This is a genomic window from Clostridium intestinale, from assembly GCF_035905475.1.
Taxonomy (GTDB): Bacteria; Bacillota; Clostridia; order Clostridiales; family Clostridiaceae; genus Clostridium_T; species Clostridium_T intestinale.
The window spans coordinates 1,100,214-1,118,913 of the sequence record NZ_CP121166.1 but is presented as its reverse complement, the minus strand read 5'-3'; the positions used below and the strand labels follow the sequence as shown (position 1 = coordinate 1,118,913).

At 28.3% G+C, this 18,700-nt stretch carries 18 protein-coding genes and 1 riboswitch; of the genes, 4 read left to right on the top strand and 14 right to left on the bottom strand.

Going from position 1 to position 18,700, the window contains the following annotated elements:
- Positions 1-33 precede the first annotated feature (33 nt).
- Positions 34-93: riboswitch (Fluoride riboswitch) on the bottom strand.
- Between the two features lie 83 nt (positions 94-176).
- The 3 genes from P8F83_RS05790 to P8F83_RS05780 all read right to left on the bottom strand — a co-directional run bounded on the left by P8F83_RS05790 (position 177) and on the right by P8F83_RS05780 (position 3,441).
- The gene (locus P8F83_RS05790) at positions 177-1,655 is read right to left on the bottom strand and encodes an Lsa family ABC-F type ribosomal protection protein (RefSeq protein WP_326513829.1); all 1,479 of its coding nucleotides are present in this window, start codon (positions 1,653-1,655) and stop codon (positions 177-179) included.
- Between the two features lie 431 nt (positions 1,656-2,086).
- Positions 2,087-3,007: a polysaccharide deacetylase family protein gene (locus P8F83_RS05785; RefSeq protein ID WP_326513828.1), complete on the bottom strand. Its 921-nt coding sequence runs from the start codon at positions 3,005-3,007 to the stop codon at positions 2,087-2,089.
- 101 nt (positions 3,008-3,108) lie between these two features.
- The gene (locus P8F83_RS05780; RefSeq protein ID WP_073016668.1) at positions 3,109-3,441 is read right to left on the bottom strand and encodes a DUF6054 family protein; all 333 of its coding nucleotides are present in this window, start codon (positions 3,439-3,441) and stop codon (positions 3,109-3,111) included.
- Between the two features lie 191 nt (positions 3,442-3,632).
- Here P8F83_RS05780 and P8F83_RS05775 point away from each other — a divergent pair, with 191 nt between their 5' ends.
- Both P8F83_RS05775 and P8F83_RS05770 read left to right on the top strand, forming a co-directional pair.
- On the top strand, positions 3,633-4,277 hold the full coding sequence (locus P8F83_RS05775; protein WP_326513827.1) for a DsbA family oxidoreductase: 645 nt from the start codon (positions 3,633-3,635) through the stop codon (positions 4,275-4,277).
- Positions 4,278-4,406: 129 nt separating this feature from the next.
- A complete protein-coding gene (locus tag P8F83_RS05770; protein WP_326513826.1) occupies positions 4,407-4,925 on the top strand; it encodes a peptidoglycan recognition protein family protein in 519 nt (172 codons plus the stop codon).
- A gap of 51 nt (positions 4,926-4,976) precedes the next feature.
- Here the strand turns inward: P8F83_RS05770 and P8F83_RS05765 are convergent, their stop codons facing one another.
- Together P8F83_RS05765 and P8F83_RS05760 are read right to left on the bottom strand one after the other, a co-directional pair.
- Positions 4,977-6,323, bottom strand: a complete 1,347-nt coding sequence (locus P8F83_RS05765) for an FAD-binding oxidoreductase (protein ID WP_326513825.1) — start codon at positions 6,321-6,323, stop codon at positions 4,977-4,979.
- A 102-nt stretch (positions 6,324-6,425) separates the two neighbouring features.
- On the bottom strand, positions 6,426-8,204 hold the full coding sequence (locus P8F83_RS05760) for a glycosyltransferase (RefSeq protein WP_326513824.1): 1,779 nt from the start codon (positions 8,202-8,204) through the stop codon (positions 6,426-6,428).
- Between the two features lie 288 nt (positions 8,205-8,492).
- Between P8F83_RS05760 and P8F83_RS05755 the strand changes: the two genes are divergently transcribed.
- Positions 8,493-9,008 (top strand): peptidylprolyl isomerase, encoded by a 516-nt coding sequence (locus P8F83_RS05755; RefSeq protein ID WP_326514821.1) that lies wholly within the window; start codon positions 8,493-8,495, stop codon positions 9,006-9,008.
- A 53-nt stretch (positions 9,009-9,061) separates the two neighbouring features.
- Here P8F83_RS05755 and P8F83_RS05750 read toward each other — a convergent pair whose 3' ends face one another.
- Together P8F83_RS05750 and P8F83_RS05745 are read right to left on the bottom strand one after the other, a co-directional pair.
- Entirely contained in the window at positions 9,062-11,512 is a 2,451-nt protein-coding gene (locus tag P8F83_RS05750; RefSeq protein ID WP_326513823.1) for a DsrE/DsrF/DrsH-like family protein, read from the bottom strand.
- A 167-nt stretch (positions 11,513-11,679) separates the two neighbouring features.
- Positions 11,680-12,288: a transglutaminase-like domain-containing protein gene (locus P8F83_RS05745; RefSeq protein ID WP_326513822.1), complete on the bottom strand. Its 609-nt coding sequence runs from the start codon at positions 12,286-12,288 to the stop codon at positions 11,680-11,682.
- A gap of 338 nt (positions 12,289-12,626) precedes the next feature.
- On the opposite strand from P8F83_RS05745, the gene P8F83_RS05740 reads away from it, so the two are divergent.
- Entirely contained in the window at positions 12,627-13,040 is a 414-nt protein-coding gene (locus tag P8F83_RS05740; RefSeq protein WP_326513821.1) for a GNAT family N-acetyltransferase, read from the top strand.
- Between the two features lie 64 nt (positions 13,041-13,104).
- Here P8F83_RS05740 and P8F83_RS05735 read toward each other — a convergent pair whose 3' ends face one another.
- From P8F83_RS05735 to P8F83_RS05705, 7 genes are all read right to left on the bottom strand, one after another.
- Complete coding sequence (locus P8F83_RS05735) at positions 13,105-14,526, bottom strand: sensor histidine kinase (protein ID WP_326513820.1); 1,422 nt, start codon at positions 14,524-14,526, stop codon at positions 13,105-13,107.
- 1 nt (position 14,527) lies between these two features.
- Complete coding sequence (locus tag P8F83_RS05730; RefSeq protein ID WP_326513819.1) at positions 14,528-15,232, bottom strand: response regulator transcription factor; 705 nt, start codon at positions 15,230-15,232, stop codon at positions 14,528-14,530.
- A 46-nt stretch (positions 15,233-15,278) separates the two neighbouring features.
- Positions 15,279-15,983, bottom strand: a complete 705-nt coding sequence (locus P8F83_RS05725; RefSeq protein WP_326513818.1) for an ABC transporter permease — start codon at positions 15,981-15,983, stop codon at positions 15,279-15,281.
- A gap of 12 nt (positions 15,984-15,995) precedes the next feature.
- A complete protein-coding gene (locus tag P8F83_RS05720; protein ID WP_326513817.1) occupies positions 15,996-16,742 on the bottom strand; it encodes an ABC transporter permease in 747 nt (248 codons plus the stop codon).
- Complete coding sequence (locus P8F83_RS05715; RefSeq protein WP_326513816.1) at positions 16,736-17,656, bottom strand: ABC transporter ATP-binding protein; 921 nt, start codon at positions 17,654-17,656, stop codon at positions 16,736-16,738. Before P8F83_RS05715 ends, P8F83_RS05720 begins: the two co-directional genes overlap by 7 nt.
- A 151-nt stretch (positions 17,657-17,807) precedes the next feature.
- A complete protein-coding gene (locus P8F83_RS05710) occupies positions 17,808-18,314 on the bottom strand; it encodes a hypothetical protein (protein WP_326513815.1) in 507 nt (168 codons plus the stop codon).
- Entirely contained in the window at positions 18,277-18,630 is a 354-nt protein-coding gene (locus P8F83_RS05705; protein ID WP_326513814.1) for a hypothetical protein, read from the bottom strand. The genes P8F83_RS05710 and P8F83_RS05705 overlap by 38 nt, the downstream gene beginning before the upstream one ends.
- Between the last annotated feature and the right edge of the window lie 70 nt (positions 18,631-18,700).

Below are 18,700 nucleotides of genomic sequence, written 5' to 3'. Positions count from 1 at the left end.
ATATAAAAAACTCCTACAGGTACACTTATACAAGGACCTGTAGGAGTCATTAGCTAAATTGCGATTAAGGTGAACTCCATCACCTATAAATTACTCTGATTTTATCATAAATTAATTTTCTTTACAAGTATAACAGTAGACAAATGAAATTAATAGATTTTTTAACCATTAACCATTTATAATTTTATTATTTTAGTTGCTACATTTTCGCAAAAAGCAATATCGTGTTCAACAAAAAGAATTGTTGGCTTATATTCAAGTAATAGCTCTTCAATCTGCATACGCGAAATTACATCTATAAAGTTTAGAGGTTCATCCCAAATATATAAATGTGCTTTTTCACATAAACTTCTTGAAATCAATACCTTTTTCTTTTGCCCACCACTAAAATCTTCTATTTTCTTTTCAAACTGCTCTCTTGAAAAATCAAATTTTCTAAGAATAGATTTGAATAAACTCTCATCAATGCTATTTTCGTAGGCATACTCAGACAAATTTCCAACTAAAGTTGATGTATCTTGCGATACATATGAAATGATTAATTGATTGTTTTTTCTTATAACTCCAGTATGAGAAATATCTTCTCCATTAATTAATTTTAATATACTGGATTTACCACTACCATTTTTACCTTGAATAGCTATTCTTTTACCCTGTTCTATGCTAAAGCTTATTCCTTCACAAACACTCTTATCATCATAGTTAATTGAAACATCTATTAGTTCAACTATTTTATTATCGTGAAAGCTAAGTGGAGATATCTTCAAACTCTCATTAGTTTCAATATTTTTAAGTAGTTTTGACTTTTCTTCTATCATGTTTTGTTGTCTAGATTCTATATTTTTAGCACGTTTCATCATCTTGGCTGCCTTGTGCCCAATATATCCTCTATCTACTTTACTTCCAGAATTAGTACTTCCAAACTTGCTGCTTTCTACATTATCTGACCATGATGATGTAAGTTTTGCTGCTTTTGAAAGTCTACTTATATCTTTTTTTAGTTTCTCATTTTCTGAAACCTCAAATCCGTCTTGAAGTTCTTTATTTCTCCACCAAGAAGTAAAATCTCCTTTTTGAATCTCAATATTGGTTTTATTAATAGCTAAAATATGATCAACACAATTATCTAAAAATACTCTATCATGTGAAATCAAAATAAAGCCTTTCTTTTTATTTAGATATCTACTTAACTTTTTTCTAGCTTCCGAATCTAAATGATTTGTAGGTTCATCAATAAGGAGAAATGAATTTTCTTTTAAAAACATCCCAACAAGCAATACTTTTGTTTGTTCCCCCTTTGATAGTTTAAAAAACTGTCTATATAAAACATCAAAGTCCACTTCTAATAATGATAATTCTTTTTCTATTTCCCAGTCCATTGAATTTGGGCTAATTTCCTTTATAACATCTATAGTAAAGTTTTCTTTTTCCTTAACTTCATATGGAAAATACTCAAAATTAACGCTAGAAGAAATACTTCCTCTATACTCATATTTTCCTAGTAAAAGATTCATGAAGGTTGTTTTTCCCCGTCCGTTCCTGCCTGTAAAACCTAACTTCCAATCAGTATCAATTTGAAAATTAATATTCTCAAAAATATTATCGTAGCTTCCCTCATAGCTGAAGGTAAGATTTGTGACATTTATTAAAGACATACTTAGTCCTCCTTTGTAATTAAATAATGCAAATAACAAAGTCAGAACTTATGCCGACCTCGTTATTGCTCCATATAAACTTGACATTTCCTATCTGACTCTATATGGAGAATATCATGTGTTACAATAGTATCTTTCATATTTAAATCACCTCCTAAAAAGAATAAAATAAGAGCTGCAAGAAATATTATTCTTACAGCTCATAAATACACGCAATTAAACTACTCCAGGGTAGCATAAAATAACAGTATATATCTAAGAGAAAAAATAATAACTTTCTTGCAAATAAGTACAACAAAAACAAACAGATCCCTCTGTTAAATTTCTTATTTTAACGTACTTTAAAAATTAGCAAGAAAAATTAATCATTTTTTCACCTCAACTTTCATTTTTTATATTATAGCATCAATAGTTTTAGAAAATCAACATAATTATTTTAAGGTTTTAAATTCATACCCTTTGTTCTTTAGGTCAGTAATTATATCTTGAAGTGCTTCTGCTGTACTTTCTTTACTATATGTATCATGCATTAGTAGAACAAGTTTTTCTTGTCCAACAAAAGTTTCATGATATCTATTTAAAAGCTGTTCTTTTGTTTTTCGGCTACCTTCAGCATCTCCTATTAATGCATTCCAATCTATGTACTTATACTTTTTTTCCTCAAGTTTACTATCAATCTCTTCTCTTCCGCCCCAAGAAGCATGTCCACCTGGAAATCTCACTACCCTAGTATGAAACTTATCTCCTAATACCTTCTTTATTGCATCATTCGTTTGCTCTAACTCTCCCATAAATGTATTTGCATCGATTTTCCCTTGTGGATAAAGTTTAGAATAGTTATGTGTATATGTGTGATTTGCTATAGCATGTCCTTGTTTATATATATCTAAAAGTATATTTTTTGTTTCAGGGCTTTCTTCTAATTTATCACCTACAATAAAAAAGGTAGCTTTTATATTATTATCCTTTAGAATTTTTAAAATCTTTGGAGTAACAGTAGTTGATGGACCATCATCAAATGTCAAATATGCAATCTTTTTTCCATCTTGAATTTTTATGTTTTTAACTAAAAAATCTTGAATTTGCCCTGCATCAAAACTATTTTCATCCATATTTATATTATCATCATTCTCAGAATTATTATCCTTATTATCGTTATCATTCTCTTTTGGTTCTGAATTATCACTACTGTTATCTGCTTCATTGTCTATAGATGCTTGTAGTATTTCATTTTTTTGAGTAGTTTTTTCTTCAGAGTATTTATAGGTTATAAAGGCACCCAATATAATAATCAAACTACAAATAAATATCCCTATTTTCTTTCTTCGTTTATTAAAATTATTTTTCCTCAAGTTAAACCTCCTTCTAACAAATACAATCTCTTCATATAAATTGTATGATGTTGTTGTATCATTAAATGTGTAACTTGTATCGAAGTTGTAAATTTTTTTACTTATATTTTAGCTATGCTATCCCTTACTAAAGCAACCATATCATCTTCAGCACCTAAACTAAAATTAAAAAATATACCTTGTCCCCCACCAGCACCTATTGCGGATACAAAAATATCACTATCATGACCAACTACAGTTAAACTTAAGCTTGCCCTATTTCCATTTCTCATAAAGTACTTATCATATACTCTAACTGCTACTTTCATACCACTATAACTATAATTACTTTCATCTACTAGATTCATACTTATTCCACTACTACCTATGTCTTTTTCTAAATGTCTTACTATATCATTAAAATCGCCTTTTACTGCCTTCTCATATTTTGCCAAAACCCATCCTCCTTAATTAAAATTAATTCTATATTTCATTATACAATATATTCTCAAAATTATGTTAATATTGGTAATTTATTAAGTTATCTTTTTTAAGTAAATTTATGTAATTATCAATAAATTGACAGTGATTTTCTTATGTGAGATAATTGATAAACTTAATATAATCTTTTTAGGGAGTGGTATAAATGAAAATAGAAATATGGTCTGACTTTGTATGTCCTTTTTGTTATATTGGTAAAAGAAGACTTGAATTAGCATTAGATAAATTCGAATATTCAAATGAAGTTAAAATAGTTTTTAGAAGTTTTGAACTAGACCCCAATGCTAAAAAAGTATATTCTGAAAGTATTCATGAGCTTATAGCAAAGAAATACTCAATCCCATTAGAACAAGCTAAAGCTTCAAATAATCAACTAGTTAATCAAGCTAAGGAACTTGGGCTTAATTATAACTTTGACGATTTACAACCAACTAATACTTTTGATGCACATAGATTAGTTCATTATGCAAAATTTGAAAATAAGATTAATGAGCTAACTGAAAGATTGTTAAAGGCATATTTTATTGATTCTTTAAACTTGTCAGATATCAAGGTATTATCTAAACTTGCTTTAGAAGTTGGGCTTGATGAAAACAAGGCTTTATCTATCCTTGAATCCAATAAGTATAGTTCAGATGTTAGAGCAGATGAGGAATTAGCATCAAATATAGGAGTAACTGGAGTTCCTTTCTTTGTATTTAACAATAAGTATGCAGTATCAGGTGCTCAACCTCCTGAGTTATTCTTGGAAGTTCTTGAAAAGGTAAAAAATGAAGACTTAACATTATAATCCTAAATCCAATTTAATTTCATCAATTCTCTTAGTTTCATATATTATTTATCCAAATCTCTAGCATTATAGTATCACTATAAAAGTTGGTACATATAATTAAACTATAGAACTAATATGGAGATAGTTATGAAAAATTTATTAAGAAGATTTAGGAGAAAGCTTAGAAGCAAGTTTAGTCGTAGTGACGTGATTAAAACTCCTAAAATTGTTGAGGTAAATTATACTTGGGCAACCCCTTTAAGTTACAATTTTAATCCTAACATGATAGTGTATCATCATACTGTGGATAACAATATGACACCTCAAAAAATAGATGAAATTCATAAACAAAGAGGCTGGAGTGGTATAGGTTATCACTTTTATATAAGAAAAGATGGTACTATCTATAGAGGTAGACCCGAAAATGCAGTAGGTTCTCATGCCCCTGGAGTAAATGCTAGAGCTTTTGGAATTGCATCTGAAGGAAATTTTAATGAAGAGTATGTAACTCCTCAGCAAATGACTAGTCTTATAGCATTGTCAAGATACTTAATGAACAAATACAATATTACGGATTTAAAAAGGCATAAAGATGTACGACAAACAGAATGCCCTGGTAATAACTTCCCATTTGAAGAAATCAAAGCAAAACTAAATGTAAAATAAAAAGATAAGACGCACCGTTTAATTTGGTACGTCTTATTGCTATCTTTAAGATTATTTTATTGATTGCGGATAGTTAAATATATTTAGAGGATTATATTTTTCATTTATAAAATTCAATCTACAAGCATTTCCACCATAGTATTCTTTTTCATAATTCTTAAATGGACTATATTGAAAATTAATAAAAGATCCTTCAGTTATAGTTTTTATATAATTTAGCCTGTTTGCTACCCATCTTTTATTTACTTCTGCATATATAGAATCTTCCCAGACTGACTGTATTCCAATTATAAGATTTGAATCCCTGTAATAAAATGCTGTTTCATTTTTACCTTTATCTTTAACAGCTCCACCTAAACCATAAAATGTTACTGCTACATACACTGAGCCTTTAGGCCTATCTTGAATTAGCGATGATAATTTTAGAAGTTGATCTTTTGAATATACTCTATCTTGAAATCTACCTGCTGATTTAAATTTTTCACTATCTGGATATCCAGCTTCAACTTCTTTTATAGCATTTAAAAAAGTTGTATATTGAAAATTAGGCTGAGCCTTTGGCAATTCTAGTAGTGGTTTTAAAATTCCCTTAAGCTCATCAATCTCTCCATAAAATAAACCTTTAAAATAAGCTGCCACTCCTTCTTCATCTGAATTATAGAAACTCGCCCTCATATTTACCCTTCTATCTAGGTTTTCATATAAATCTTGCATTGTCTCCATTATTTTTGCTTGTTCAAAGGAAGTTGTGCTTGGATAATATATGGTAAATAGAGTTACCATATTAAATTTAGGTGGCAAATTAAAAGTTAAGGAAGTTACTATGCCAAAATTTCCTCCACCAGCTCCCCTTAATGCCCAAAATAAGTCTTTATTACATTCTCTATTTGCAGTGAGTATTTTACCTCTATAATCTACCATCTTAAACTCAACTACACTATCTATACCTAGACCAAATAATCTAGATGAAAGTCCCCAACCTCCACCTAAAGTATATGCAGCTACCCCAACAGTTGGGCAAGTTCCGCCTGGGAAAGGATATCCTCTTTTACCTACATAATCATACAACTCACTATTTAAAACTCCTGGCTCTATTATAACAGTATTTTTAACTTCATCTATTTTTATCTTTTTCATCCTACTTACATCAATTACTATAAGTTTATTGCCAACAGAATATCCTTCATAATTGTGTCCACCAGAGCGTATTCTAAAATCATAGTTTTTTATAATGCAAAATTCAAGAGCACTTTTAACATCTTCTTTGCTTGTACAATACAATATAGCTATTGGGTATTTTTGTATGGCTCTATTCCATACTTGTCTATCTTCTTCATATTCTTTGTCATTAGGTGTTACTATTTCCCCATCAAATGACAAATCTCTTGTTAATTTCATATTAATCATCCTTTGCTATATAGTTTCGACTATATTTTTTCTACTACCAATATATGCATAGGACTTTGTAGAACACACTATATTTTAATTTTATTTACTGCATTAAAATCTACATAATGCTCTTATTACTTTGTTGTTTAAATCACTATCAACTTTTATAACATCAATGTATTTTTCAAGATGAACCTTTAATTCATCATTATTCATAAAATGATGCACATGATTTGAATCATTATAAGCATAACCTAATGGCACTGAAATAAGTATATATCCTCCTGGTTTTATCCATTTTCTTAATCCCTTAAATATTGGACCTGGATATAAAATATGTTCAAACACATTGATTGACCAAGCAGAATCATACAAATCTTTTGGCACATCTTTAGTTATATCATTTAGAGTGAAACATAGTCTTTTTTTTACTTCATCAACTTCTTTATGTTTATAATAGTTTGCTATATTAATTCCAATCTCACTTAAATCAATTCCATGAATAAACATTCCTTTTCTAGCTAAATAGATATCTAGATTTCCAGACCCGCATCCAAAATCTAGTATTTTACCACTTATCTCTGGATATCTATCAAAACAAGAAAGTTCAAAATGATTTTCCCAAAAGGACATTTTTAAAGCTTCAGGATTATACTTTAACCTATCTATAAAACCCCTATCATTTATGTTGTTTTTACTCGCTCCTGCTTCAATAATTCTACGTACTTCTTTAAACTCTTTATTCGTACAATTTTCATTAATTATCGAATAATTTTCATCATTAATATAATTATAAATTTTGTTACAAATATCAATCCAATTAAAATTACTATAAGCAAATTTTTGAATTTCTTCGCAGTTATTCTTTAAACGTTCTTCATCCTGAGCATATTTAACTATTAACTTTGATAATTCCTCTATTTGATCAACTCCAAATATATCACCATATTTCCTATTATCTGTAACATCTAAAGCAGGAAGAACATTAGATGACAATAAAAAACATCCATTTTTAGCTGCTTCAACATATACTATCCCAAAGCTTTCACTTCGTGAAGTTAAACAGAATATTTTAGCCTTTCTATACTCTTCTTCAAGTTCTTTTTTACTAACTATTTCTCCAGTAAATATAATCCTGTCTTTTAAAGTCGGATTATCTAGAAAAAATTGATCTATATATGGATTAAATGTATTAAGTACAGGTCCAATAATTTTAAGTTTCCAATTCTTAATTTTATCTTCAGCTAACTTAAAAGCTTCCATTAAAATTTCATTAGCTTTTAAATATAATCCGATTCTTCCAACAGTAATAATAAAATTTTCTTTTTCTTCATAGTTAACTTTTTTAGTTTCAAAAAAGTCATAAAACCCATTAGGAATATATTCAACCTTAACTTCCAAATCTCTTTTTAAAAAATCATAGAGATATTTTGTTTCAACTGTTATTAATGAGCATTTTTTCAGAATATCAATTTTACTATCAGAGAATTCTTCATAAGTAATATACATATTAGCATCTAACTTCAAATAAACCTTTCCTTGTGGATTCAACTTTTTAAATAACTTTATCCAATTTAAGCTTCTAGCATTTAAATGAAATAAATGTAAAACATCAATTTTCTCAGCATTATCTATTAAATAATACATACCATCTACTTCTGGGTCGCCTTTTACTTTTTCAAGAAATTCTATATTAAATCCTAATAACTCTTTTTCAAGATATGGATAACTACCATTATTATAGGCTACTATTTTGGAATCATAATTATAGTGTTTTCCCATTACATATGCTATCATCCCTACATCTTTAGTTAAGTGCGAATTATCTGTTTCTGGGAATAAAGTTACAAAAGTTTCCTTTTTAGTGGCTTTATTTAATACTTCACTCATTTACTATCACCTTTTTATACTATTTTAGTTATTACTATTCTAAAAAATTAATCTTTAGAATAACATTGTAGTTAAAATGTTAAAGACACTTTAAAGATAATTGACCATTGAATTTATGTTGAGTTTTTGGTAATATATTTCAATACACCTATACTTTTTCTGGAGGATAAAAATATGAAAAGCAAAGGTTTACTAAAGAAAGTTTTAGCTATTTCATGTGCAAGCTTAATTCTTATTTTAAGTGGTTGTACAAAAACACCAAGTGATAACGCTACATCTTCAAAGGCAATGGCTGATTATAAAAGTAAATATGAAGGTAAAAAACCAATTGTAACTATTGAGATGGAAGATGGGGCAAAAATAACAGCTGAGCTATATCCTAATATAGCACCTCAAACCGTTGATAATTTTGTAGATTTAATTCAGAGTGGTTTTTATGATGGTTTAATATTTCATAGAGTAATTCCTGGATTTATGATTCAAGGGGGAGATCCTAAAGGTAATGGAACTGGCGGTTCTGAAAAAACTATTCCTGGAGAATTTAGCTATAATGGATTTGAAAATAAATTAAAGCATACTAGAGGAGTTCTATCTATGGCGAGATCTCAAGCAGTTGATTCAGCAAGCTCTCAATTCTTTATTATGGTTAAAGATACTGACAGCCTTGATGGAAAATATGCTGCTTTTGGTAAAGTAACTGATGGTATGGATACTGTAGACAAAATAGTTAGTGAAAAGAGAGATGCTAACGACAAACCACTAACAGATCAAAAAATGAAAAAAGTTACTGTAGATATAAAATAACTTTAAATAGACAAAAGGCTTTGATAAAATCAATTATCAAAGCCTTTGTTTACTTATATAAATAGATTTATATTTGATTCTGAAGCTTCGCCTAGGTAATAACCTACTCCTCCAAAATTAACTCCATCTATTAGTTCTTCATCTTTTATTCCCATTATGTCCATAGACATTGTACATGCAACTATATTCACGCCATTATCCATAGCAGCTTTCATAAGCTCTTCTAGTGACTGTACATTTTTCTTTTTCATTATTCCTCTAATCATCTTAGCTCCAATGCCGCCCATATTCATTTTCGATAAGCTAAGATTTTCAGAACCTCTTGGCATCATAAACCCAAATGCTTTTTCGATTATATTCTTTTTGACTTTTATATTTTCACTTTTTCTTAAAATATTTAAGCCCCAGAAAGTGAAAAACATTGTTACCTTTTTACCCATAGCAGCTGCACCATTAGCTATAATAAAAGAAGCTATAGCTTTGTCTAAATCACCTGAAAAAACTACCATTGTCTGAGAGTTATCAAGTTTAACTGAACTCTCTAATATATCAATGTTTTCTACATTACTTTTAGACTTTTTTTTTATTTCAGCGTAGATTATTCCACAGCTTTTATCTAAAGACATTAATTCATTTCCTGTATTTTTACACCAAGATTTAATATCTTCATAAAAACCAGGATCTGAAGCCTTTACCTTTAATACATCTCCAGTATTTAAGGTATCAATTTTAGCTTTAACTTGCATTAATGGACCTGGACAACATAATCCGCATGCATCTAATTCTATTGAGTTTATATCCACAGCAACTTCTTCTTTTTGAATATCAGTATTTTGGCTACTTTTTTTAGTAATTTTCTTTGCAATATATTTTGATTGAATATATGTCTTATATCCACCAGATAAATTTTTGACCTTAAATCCATTTTGAGTTAAAATTCTAGATGCAATATGTCCTCTTAGTCCTACAGCACAATATACAATTATTTCTTTATCTTTAGGTAATTCATTCATTCTATTTCTAAGAGAATTTAAAGGAATATTTATAGCTCCTTCTATAGAACCACTTTCGACTTCTATAGTTTCTCTAATATCTAATAATGTACTATTTTCACTATTATATTCATTTAATTCATTAACTGAGATTATATCTGTAGTTCCATTTAAATAATTTTCAGCTACAAATCCTACCATATTTTGTGGAGATTTTGCCGATAAAAATGGTGGTGCATATGCTAGTTCTAATTCTACTAAATCATCAACTGTTCCATTAAGTTTAATAACTGAGGCTATTACATCTATAAATTTATCAACACCTTCATATCCAAAAGCCTGAGCACCTAAAGCCTTACCATCTTTATTAAATATTAATTTTATTGATATTTGTTTTGCTCCGGGATAATAACTTGCATGAGACATAGGATGTATATATGCTGTTTTATAGTCAACTCCTAATCTTTTTAATGTTCTTTCATTATTTCCTGTTGAAGCTCCTACTAAATCAAATATTTTTAATATAGAGGTTCCTTGTGTTCCTTTATAAGCGACCTTTCTTCCAGCTATATTGTCTGCTGCAATTCTTCCTTGTCTATTAGCTGGTCCAGCTAAAGGAATAGCTACATCTTCCCCAGACACATAGTCCTTAACTAATATTGCATCACCAACAGCATAAACATCAGATGCAGATGTTCTCATATACTCATCCACTATAATATGACCTCTTGCACCTAATTGAATGTTAGTATTTTTAATAAATGAAGTATCAGGAGCTACACCTATAGCCAAAATTACTATGTCAGATTCAACCAAACTTCCATCTTTTAAATGAACCTCTATTAAATCATTATTATCCTTAAAACTATCAACGCCATTGTTTAAAATCAATGATACATCTCTATCATTTAACTCTTTTTCTGCAATAGTTACCATTTCAGAATCAAAAGGTGCTAATATATGTGGAGCAGCTTCTATTAAAGTGACATCTAATCCCCTTTCTTTAAGATTTTCAGCCATCTCAATTCCTATAAAACCTCCACCTATTATAACAGCACTTTTTATACCTTTTTCATCCACAACCTTTTTAATTTTATCTGTATCTGGTACATTTCTTAAAGTGTATATCTTAGAGCTATCTATTCCTTTAATAGGTGGTTTAATTGGTTTTGCGCCAGGTGATAATATTAAATAGTCATAACTTTCCTCATATTCACCTTTTTCTAAGGAGTTAACTTTAACTACCTTTCTATCTGTACCTATTGAAACAACATCAGAATTTACCCTTACATCAACATTAAATCTATCATTTATACTTTTAGGTGTTTGAACCAAAAGTTTTTCTCTTTCCTTTATTTCTCCCCCAATATAATACGGAAGTCCACAGTTTGCAAAACTTACGTATTCGCCTCTTTCAAACATTATTATCTCTAAGTTTTCATCTAATCTTCTTAATCTAGTAGCAGCTGAAGCTCCGCCTGCTACACCACCAACAATTATTACTTTTTTCATACAGAACTCCTCCTATATTTATAATGTTTTTATATAAAACATCTTAAATTCTTAACTATCTTACTTTTATATTAAAGCCTATAAGTAAATATAGTCTGTGACTTAATCACACTTAAAACTAAAAAAGACCTATCTATTTAGATAAGTTATTTTACATTAATATAATATTATAATGTTGTAGGGAGATTATATTTAACCATTTCCATGCAGTCTATATTATTTTCTAATGTATCTGTAACTATTTTAATTGGAGTACTAAAAATGGTCATATAATCGAACTCATCAAATTCTTTACGTATTTCAAATGCTAATTTTTCTTCTGTTATTAGAAACTGAGCATCAACCCCATTCTTGTTTCCACGCGCATCTAACCTAATCCATTTATTTAAATTTGAAATAAAAACCGCATTTAATCCATGAATACAATAACATGTTTCTGGAGTATCCCCAAGCGTAAGTCTTTGATAACAAAAACCAACAGGAATGTTTTCATTTCTTAATAGTGCAGCTAGTAACATTGATTTTGCATAACAAATACCCTCTTTATATTTAAGAACTTCTGAAGCTACTCTTGTAACTCTTTTACTTTTAATATCCCAAGAATGAGAAATCTCATCCCTAACATACTCAAAGGCAGTCCTTATTTTCTGAATATCATCTGAACCTTCTTTAAATATCTCTTTTGCTTTATTTTTAATAACTTCATTATCAAAGTCAACGTATTTATTAAGCTTTAAATAATCCAATAAATCTTCACTTTCTAATATAAACTCCATTAAAAACCTCCATTAATTAAATAAAAAATAACCGTACTAATTTTTGAAATAACTATATTATAATAGATTTAACTTATTTTATATATATGTTAATAACATTATTATTTTAAAAATCCTCCTTATTGATTTATTTTAACTTTATTTATATAACTTTTAGAATTATTGCTAAATCTTGAGTTTAAGTTTTTATTTCTAATCATCATTTACGAGTATTTCTTATACACTTTATTTTTCTAAATAAGGATATTTTAAACCAAATATAAATACCTCAATTTATGTATACACCATTTGGCACTTAATGTTATAATTATCATATTATTTACAATTAATTTTTACTTATGAGAGGACTGTATAAAAATATGCTTATTGAAAGAAACGCTAAAGTTGATATTAATGAATTAAATGACTTATTGAAAACTATTGGTTGGGGAATAAGTTCACCTAAAAAGCTAGAAGATTCTCTAAACTTATCTTGGGGATGGATCACTGTTCGAGATGATTTAAATAATCTTATTGGATTTGTTCAAGTGCTTTCTGATGGTATAAAACATGCTTATATTTTGAGGTTGCTTGTACACAAAGATTATCAAGGTAAAGGAATTGGTACAAGCTTAATGAAAAACTTGATGGAGCTTCTTGATGAAAATAACTTAAGTCCTGTTTTGTTAACAAAACCTTCTGAGGAATCCTTTTATTCTAAATTTGGATTATCCAGAAGTAATAATGGATTTATCTCACTATTTAAGTGGTAATTTTAATTTTTAACATACAAAAAAGAGGAATCATCTTCCTCTTTTAAATTAACTTTATAAAGTTTTACTTCAGATGGTTTTCTTTAATTTCCTCAAAGGAAATCTCTATTTTAGTTCCTTTTCCAATTTCACTCTGAACTTTTATATCACCCTTATGCCAATTTATTATTTCTTTAGATATGGCCATGCCTAATCCAGATCCTTTTGATTTGGAACTTGAATTAACTCCTCTGTAATATCTGTTAAATATATTTTTTAAATCCTCTTCTCCTATACCCTGTCCATTGTCTTCTATAATTATATTTATAAGCCTATCTTTTTTAAACACTGATACATCAATAACCGTATCCTCTGTATTGTGATCAATTGCATTAACTAACAGGTTGGTTATAGCTCTTTTTATATATTTTTTATCACAGTTTATTATTATATTTTCATCATCAAAGTTAAAGTTCACTTCTCGTTCACTATAATTACTGTTATTAAGTAAGTCTATTATACATTCCTGGAGTATTGTCACTAAATTCTCATAGCTAAAACTTATAGAAATTACCTTATTTTTAAGTTTATATATTAAAGATAAATCATTAACTAACTCCTGAATATGATTTGTATTAGCTAGAATTATATGTGAATATCTTTTTGCATCCTCAATATTTATATCGTATTCTTCTCCCTGCAGAAGTTCTGCATATCCCTTTATGGAACTTAATGGAGTTTTTAAATCATGGCTTATATTTGCAATCCACTCTTCTTTTGCCTCGTCAACTTCCTTTCTATGCATTTCATTTTCCTTTAAGATAACTGATAAATTGTTTATGTTTTTACTTACTTCTTCGTAAACTCCCTTTTTATTTTTCTTAGGTTTATAAATACCATCTTTTAAATCTTCTATATCCTGAATTACTGATACCATTGGTTTTACTAGATTTCTACTAAAAATATATGCTACAATTCCAACCAAAACAAAGCCAAAAACTATCATACTCAAATGATATCTAAAACTTTCTTCTGTAAAAGTTAAAGAATACTTAAAAACCTTATTTATTGGAAAACCTACTAATAAAGTGTATTTCTCATTACCTTTGATCAATTCTTTTGTAGAAACGGTAGTTGGAGCTATACTTTCCCAGGGATTTTGTATGAAATTAATTAATTCTGAAGTCGCATAACTAGTAGGAATATTATCAGGCTTATTTTCTTTAAAAACCTCATTATTCCCCTTATCTAGAACTTGAATCCAAACATTGTCTTCTTTTAGTTTTTTTATATTTTCATCATTTAAGCTAAACTCATTTCTACTCTCTAGATCTTCTATAAAATGCTCTATAAAATCTGAAGTTGAAAATGATACACTATATATCTTCTCTCCAAAACTTATATCAGTTTTGTATATCAATAAATTTAAAAGTCCATAAATAAGAAAGGTTATTTGAAAAACTAAAATCATAGATATCAATATTTTTGCTGTTAATTTTATTTTCATATCAGTTCACCAACTTATAACCAATTCCTTTTAATGTTTTTATGTGCTTGGGGTTACTTGGATCTTTCTCAAGTTTTTCTCTTAAATGTCTTATATGAACCATAATTGTATTATCATAGCCGTCATACTCATACCCCCAAACCTCCTCACATAATGAGGCTTTACTAAAAACCTTGTTCGTATTTTTAGCTAAAAATAATAATAATAAATACTCTTTGGCTGTTAAACTTATATTCTCATCTCCATTTTTAACTTCGCCTGTTTCTTCATTTATAATAATTGAGCCAAATGTATATATTCTGCTTTTTATTTCATTACCTATATTGCCCCTTTTAAGCTGAGATTTAACTCTCAAAACCACTTCCTTAATATTAAATGGTTTAGTTACATAATCATCTCCCCCTGCTTCTAGACCCATTATTTTCTCTTCATCTTCCCCTTTTGCAGTTAAAAAAATTATTGGACAGTTTGAGAAAGTTCTAATTTTGTCACAAACCATATATCCATCTATGTCTGGTAGGTTTACATCTAAAATTATTATGTCAGGATTTTTCTCCTTACACATTAATATTGCATCTATTCCATTTTCAGCTTCGTATATATATCTAAAGCCTTCCTTTATAAAAACTTCCTTTAGTAGTTGTAATAGCTCTCTTTCATCATCAACAAGCATTATCTTCTTGTTTAATAGTTCATCATTAATCACGATAATACCCTCCTTATCACAAGTATAATTTTACCATAGTTCACCCTTACATTATATCCGATTTCTTAAAGCTTATATAATCTAGTGCAAATAATAAAAAACCTAAAACTAAGGAGGCACCTATAGCTATATACTTCTCATAGGAAATTATTGACCCATTTGTAATTGATAATGCGTATGTCCAAGGAGCATAAATCCAAAATCTACTTTGAGCAATAAAAATATTTGTAATCATCATAACAACTCCAGCAGAAATAACTGGTATTATGCTCATAAAATTTCTTCCTATTATAAATAAAAGAATTATTACTGGAAGTGAAGTTATAAATATTTCAACCCCAATAACTAATATACTTAAGTCTATTTTTTTACTTATAAAAAACCCTCCTAAAATTACTGCTAGAAGATAAGAAACTATTGAAGTTGCTAAAGTTAATATCATGACTTTATATTTAGAAAAGTAAATACTACTTTTCTTAATAGGCATAAGCATTAGTTGTTTCCAGCCATTATTATCATTTTCAACCTTTGTTATTATGCATGCAGTAAATGTATTTAGTAAGGGTAGTACTAAGGCTATAAAGGTAATTGAAGAAAACATAATTATAGCTTCATTAATTTCTAACCCATTTACAGCTAGGCTTTGTGCTTTTTTTATAAATATTAAAACTATAGCTATTGGAACAGCCAAGGCTGTAAACAATAAAGAGCTTTTCTTAATCTTTAAAAATTCTACTTTTAATAATTCCATTTCTTAATCCTCCTAATATATTTCTTTATTTTCAAAATATTTTCTAACTAAAGATGAGCCTATTATAAGAATAGCTGCTGAAATTATTAAAACGATAGTTATCTCATTCCTACCTTGAGTTGTAGAAAATAAAGAAAATCCATAAGGGTTTATATTTTTAATAAAAGTCTCACTATGATATATATTGGAAGAAAGCGCACTAAGTGCTGCTGCCACTCCAATGGATATCAGTAAGTTTTTATTTTTTAGGTTTATAAATAAATGTATAGTCATTATTCCTAAAGTTGATATTAATTGAATACAAAACATTATTATAAAAAATCTCCAAGGAATAGGCTCTTTGAACTTAAATATTAGTCCAACTATTATCAAGGAAAATACATTTAGTAAAAGCATAATTATTGAATAAAATACAGCCACAATAACTTTTGCATTTAAAATACTGTTTCTTTTTATAGGTTTAGTTAATAAAAATATCCATGCGTTATTCTTATATTCGCTTTCAAATAAAGTAACTAAGATAAGTGAAACAAATAGGGGCATATTATCATTAAAATACAATATCCTCTGCTCTTTTACTAATACCTGCCAAGAGGTTAATCCTTTTAATGTAGCTTGCGGTAAAAGCCAACTTTCATACCTTATTAAAAAATCAAATACCAAGAGAGCTGAAACTCCTATTGGAATCATAAGTACAAACAAAATTACTAAATTTCTCTTCTCTTTTATAAACTCGTTTTTTATTAAATCCATTAGCATACCTTTTCCTCCTTAGTAAGTCCTAAGAAAATTTCCTCTAAGGAGCTTTTTTCTTCAGCTAAATAGTTTAACGAATATCCCCCCATAACTATTTCTCTACAAATTTTTGAAGGAGATAAATTATTTCCTTTAACTTTTAGTTTTAAATTTTGCTCTTCTACCCTATATCCTCTAGCTAATAAAAGTTTCATAGTTAAAGCCTTTTCTTCCTTTTTCTCTAATCCTACTATCACTTCATTAGTAGAGTTTTTCTTTAAATCTTCTAGAGATCCTTGATATAGTAGTTTTCCTTTATTTATTACTCCAACCTCCGTTGCTACTAACTCAATCTCATTTAATATATGACTTGAAATAATTATGGTAATTTTCTTTTCTTTAGCTAAATATCTTATTAAATTTCTAATTTCTATTATTCCAGCAGGATCTAAACCATTAGTAGGTTCATCTAAAATTAAAAGTTTTGGGTTTCCCATAAGAGCCTGCGCTATTCCAAGCCTCTGTTTCATTCCTAAAGAAAACTCATTAACTTTTTTATTTCTCTCTTCCCACAGATTTACAAGTTTTAGTTTCTCTTCAATCTCTTCCTTATTAAGCTTTAACATTCTTTTTAATATATCAAGATTCTCATAGGCAGTTAAATGCCCATAATATGATGGACTTTCAACTAAAGCACCTATGTTTTTTAAAATCTCTTCCCTATTTTCTTTAATTGATTTCCCAAAAATATAAACCTCACCACTAATAGCTCTTATAAGTCCTAATAGCATCTTTATAGTTGTTGACTTTCCAGCTCCATTAGGACCTAAAAATCCATATATTTCTCCCTCTTTTATCTTTAGATTAACATTATCAACACTTTTAACTTTATTAAACACCTTAACTAGATTTTTTGTTTCAACGATATATCTACTCATTTTACTCACCTCTTAAGCTTATTTCACTATAATCTTACAATGTTCTCTTTAATATTGATTTTAGGTGAGCTTAATTCTATCTTAATTCTTTGAAGAAAGTAAAAAGCTGATAGAATTTTTCAATTTTTCTACCAGCTTAAAATTATTTATTTTACATATAATTAGAATTAAAGTCGTTATCATCATCTATTTTAAGTTTTTTGTGATATGCAAATATACCTAATGTTCCATCCCAAAAAATATCGAAATATAATAGTGATCTTAAGTATACTATAAACACAATAATAGGCAAAGCTTTATTCTTATCAATTAAGTAGTCACTATATATACTTATTAACACAAAAATAAAGTTTATTATTCCACAGATTTTATTTTTTTTATACATACCTATTAAAGTTAAAACTATTATAACTTCAATTAATACATAGCATATTATTTCAGCCAAAAAAAGCTCATTTCTCAGAAAAAAAATTTTATACACACCTAATGATGAAAATACTATCGTAGTGATTAGAGCTGTAAGCAACTTCTTATTTATATGCTTGTACGATATATTTTTATAAAACATCACATAAATCAATGTTATTATAACAGTAAATATTATTTTTATAGCCATAACATTACCTATCAAAATTCTTTCTATAATAAAATCTTCCACTTCCTCCATCGAAATTAACTGCAGTTGCTTTTCCTGTTGTTTCTGAAAAATATACTCCTACCCTATCTTTGTTCCCGTCTACGGTTACCCACCAATTAACTTTCAACCCTAGATTTCTATCAGGTTCTCCTAATAACTTAATGACATCTTCTTTGCTACTATCGGCATTAATTTTATCTAATACCTCATATATGTATTCTTGCTCTTTAGGAGGTATTTCTTTATCCATTCCTTTGTACAAGAAATTAAAAACCATAAATATTGAAAATCCGATAAACACTAATCCAAACCATTTAACACTTTTAACTTTTTTCATTGTCAACATGTTTCTTATCCTTTCCTAATAACCCCCATAAAGTCTTTCACAAAATATTTATTAATCCTCA